Here is a 3,289-nt window from a genome sequence, read left to right as displayed (position 1 = left end):
TTTTCATTAAGCTATCCCCCTCAACGATAGTGCCTGTTTTTTTACATGAAGGGCAATAAACCGAGTCGCCCACACAGGCGACTCCTTGGGTTTGTTTGGCGAGAGAAGAAGCCGTAAGCACCGTACCGCCAGTATTCGTGGTATCATTTTTTAAAATGAGTTTTCTGCCGTTCACAAGACTACGCATTGTGTTTTTTCTCTTCATCAAGCTTTGCTAAAATCTGTTCGACTTGTTGTTCAAAATCAGCAGGAAGTGGGTTTTTACCAAAAGATAAAAAAGGTTTACGAGCTTGGTAATCGACAGGCGAAACGGCATCTCGACCTTGTTGCATATAGGCATTGAGAAAAGTAATAAAGCGGTGGTTTTCACTGTCGGTACTGGTCAGAAAACTGGAGTAATGTGAAACATTCGGGCGATAGAGTATAGTTTTTAGTTGGCCTGTTTTTTCATCAATGCCATACAGTTTAATCGCCAACATTTTACCCGCATAACCGATTTGAGCATCTTCATAGCGTGTTAAACGTACTTTCCCCATCCCATAGCTATATAATATTCCTCGTTGCCTATCAGCAATGAGATGCACCGGAGGGGTAAAGAAAGAGAGATAGCCCAATAGCCACAAAAAACCGGGGAAAAAGATCAACCAGCCGATAATCATCAATACCTTAAGCTCATCATTTCTATAAATTTTATCAGTATAGTAATCGATTAGATATGTTCCGATACTTATTTCCTTAGCTTTCATATATGGCAAATATCGCGATAACTCTTTTGGTAACTGATCTACCCCATATTTTTTATTGTAGTAGCTAGACCTATCTTGAAGGGTAAAATAATTTGACTTATGGTTTTCAATAAACCCGAACAGCGTATAAAATGCCATTACTAAGAGCACGATAAAAAAAGGTATCGTGTTGGTGAGCTGGCTATTTCGCTGTGGGGAGTTAATCACACAACGCTGTTTATCCACCGCATCTAAAAATACTAGTTTTTGAGGCTCCAACGGATCATCGTAGTGATGACTTTCTTCAATCAATGGCGTGGTTTCTAATTGCTCCGGGTGCTTTGTTACGGTATATAAACGGGTCATTCGGTGCCGTCCTCATCAATACAGCCATAAAGTTTATCATCAGGATCACCGTTTCGGTAACGCAGTGGCGCAATCTCGCCTTTCAGACGGTCTACCAAGTAATACCAATAAATTGATGGGATAGATTGTCCCAGAGGATTCCTTGCAAAAATACCCGCTTCGACTTCAAAACTCAGCACAAGCTCACCATCACGCAGTGCCGTACAGGCTAAAGTATCTTGCAAAGCCGCCTCAAACGCTGCATTAAATTGAGTTAGAACACATTAAGAATAAATCTACATTTAACCCACAGCAACAAGTACACAGCCACCTGAACACCCACAAGCGACTTTGTGACCTTCTAACGCGACTGGGATACCATTAATTTTCATTAAGCTATCCCCTTCAATGATAGTGCCTGTTTTTTTACATGAAGGGCAATAAACCGAGTCGCCCACACAGGCGACTCCTTGGGTTTGTTTGGCAAGAGAAGAAGCCTTAAGCACCGTACCACCGGTATTCGTAGTATCATTCTTTAAGATAATTTTACGACCGTTCACCGTGCTACGCATAACAAATCCTTTTCTTATTCAATTTCATGAAACTTAATATGTTAACAAATTGATTTTATTGATAAATATATTTTTTCTATCAACTCGCTAATATTATCAGCAGTGGCAAAAAACAAAGACTCGTCCCAATCAGAATCTTTAATGATGACTACATAAAACTTACCATCTACCTGAAATAATGGTCTCCAACTAACATCTAAAACATAATTTAAAGGAAATTCAACCTGTAGCATATCCTCTTTTAAACGTTCGACTTGCTAGGGTAATGGTATATTTTCATCAAGATCTAAATCATTGAGAATCATAACCCCATTTTTTTTCAAAATTAATATTTATCATTATTAATGTTCTTGAATTGGCTTATTCCTCCGTTACAAGGTATCCCATAATGAGGCCCTAAAACATTCAGAGTGTATTTTAAATAATACTACGGTATCAAAAGTAGAAAAATACTCCTGTTTTTCTACTCAGTGCCATATTCGTCAATTCTAATATTGAATCAATTATATTTTTATTCTCTTCATTTAACACGCTTTTGAGAATCTCATTTAAACTTTCTATTTTATTCATGTCATGCAGGCTCTCATCTTCATAATCATCTATATTTAAACCTAATTTATAATTAATTGTTTCAAATAGGTTAATTTTATTTAAGATATGTAGTTGATTATCACTCAACTCTAGCTCTAGTAGATCACCATCAATAGATTCATTGTAATCCAGCCTATGCATTGCTTCTTCAGAAAGAGGGATAGTGATTATTTTCATTGAGCCTCTTTTATTAAATGAGATTTAATCTTGGTAGACTATGTCTTGTTTGAAATGTTTTACTTTATAAATCAACACACGCTAATACTATTAACGTGTGTTGACAATTATTTATGAGATTACATCTTCAAAAAACTTTACATTTCTATATATTATTATTCCAGAAAGGCCTACGCTTGAGTCTATATAACATAATGAATTATTTAATGGTAATGCTTTTTTTATTCCAAAATCTTCTTTAATCCACAAAGGAACTTCTTGATACTGCTTAATATTAAATATTATATTTTGTTTTTCAAATTCTGAAAAATCCCAATGTATAACTTGTTCAAATCGTAATTTTTTATTATTAGATAAAAATAACTCAAGAGTTTCCTCTTCTTCGATATAAAATATACCATGTATATTTACATCATGAAAATTAATGTTATTAATCATTGATTGTCTCTCCAGATTGAAGTGGTCTTCCTGCTGACCTTACTTTATTTGGTGCAGAATTTGATGGGTATTTCCACTCATGAACATGTGGATCCCCCGCTCCATGGTCATGACCATAATCTATATCTTTTACTGGTTTACCTTCTGAGTCATATTTCCTTACTTGAATTAATTCATTTGTTTCTGGATTTCTTTTTTCTAATATCTCATTACTTGGGCCTAAATCTCCATTTTTACCTTCTGGTAGCCTATTCTTAGTTCTTTTTCCTTTAACTTGCATATAAACATATATCGCAGGAATCGATGGTATCGGTGTGATCAGGATATAATCACGTAAATCCTTTGCATCCGGTACAGGTGTAATATATATCTGCGGCTGCCCTTCATTAATAGGAAAGCCACCTGCTGACGTAATATCAACAGGCTCAGGTAGCTGATTGC

Annotated in this window: 6 protein-coding genes and 1 pseudogene; all 7 read right to left on the bottom strand. The window is 35.7% G+C overall.

Translation table 11 applies throughout. The annotated features are described in order from the left end of the window. The coding region (locus tag DD649_RS00550) for a PAAR domain-containing protein (protein WP_294101343.1) at positions 1-187 on the bottom strand (187 nt) is incomplete at its 3' end. Further along, on the bottom strand, positions 180-1,091 hold the full coding sequence (locus DD649_RS00545; RefSeq protein ID WP_294101338.1) for a hypothetical protein: 912 nt from the start codon (positions 1,089-1,091) through the stop codon (positions 180-182). The genes DD649_RS00550 and DD649_RS00545, both read right to left, overlap by 8 nt. Next, on the bottom strand, positions 1,088-1,315 hold the full coding sequence (locus DD649_RS00540; RefSeq protein WP_336428569.1) for a hypothetical protein: 228 nt from the start codon (positions 1,313-1,315) through the stop codon (positions 1,088-1,090). The genes DD649_RS00545 and DD649_RS00540 overlap by 4 nt, the downstream gene beginning before the upstream one ends. Before the next feature lie 57 nt (positions 1,316-1,372). Further along, the gene (locus DD649_RS00535) at positions 1,373-1,642 is read right to left on the bottom strand and encodes a PAAR domain-containing protein (RefSeq protein ID WP_294101335.1); all 270 of its coding nucleotides are present in this window, start codon (positions 1,640-1,642) and stop codon (positions 1,373-1,375) included. Positions 1,643-2,077: 435 nt separating this feature from the next. Beyond that, the gene (locus DD649_RS00530) at positions 2,078-2,410 is read right to left on the bottom strand and encodes a hypothetical protein (RefSeq protein WP_336428566.1); all 333 of its coding nucleotides are present in this window, start codon (positions 2,408-2,410) and stop codon (positions 2,078-2,080) included. Between the two features lie 111 nt (positions 2,411-2,521). Then, positions 2,522-2,848 (bottom strand): hypothetical protein, encoded by a 327-nt coding sequence (locus DD649_RS00525; protein WP_294101331.1) that lies wholly within the window; start codon positions 2,846-2,848, stop codon positions 2,522-2,524. Beyond that, positions 2,841-3,289: pseudogene (locus tag DD649_RS00520) on the bottom strand (hypothetical protein); the annotation flags it as partial. The gene DD649_RS00525 and the pseudogene DD649_RS00520, both read right to left, overlap by 8 nt.

Origin of the sequence: Providencia sp., assembly GCF_003533305.1 — a bacterium.
In the GTDB taxonomy this organism is placed as follows: domain Bacteria; phylum Pseudomonadota; class Gammaproteobacteria; order Enterobacterales; family Enterobacteriaceae; genus Providencia.
This window is presented reverse-complemented; position numbering and strand designations above follow the sequence as displayed.

Coding starts and splice junctions, on each gene's coding strand:
- DD649_RS00545 (WP_294101338.1), bottom strand. CDS start 1,091: ATGACCCGTTTATATACCGTAACAAAGCACCCGGAGCAATTAGAAACC.
- DD649_RS00535 (WP_294101335.1), bottom strand. CDS start 1,642: ATGCGTAGCACGGTGAACGGTCGTAAAATTATCTTAAAGAATGATACT.
- DD649_RS00530 (WP_336428566.1), bottom strand. CDS start 2,410: ATGAAAATAATCACTATCCCTCTTTCTGAAGAAGCAATGCATAGGCTG.
- DD649_RS00525 (WP_294101331.1), bottom strand. CDS start 2,848: ATGATTAATAACATTAATTTTCATGATGTAAATATACATGGTATATTT.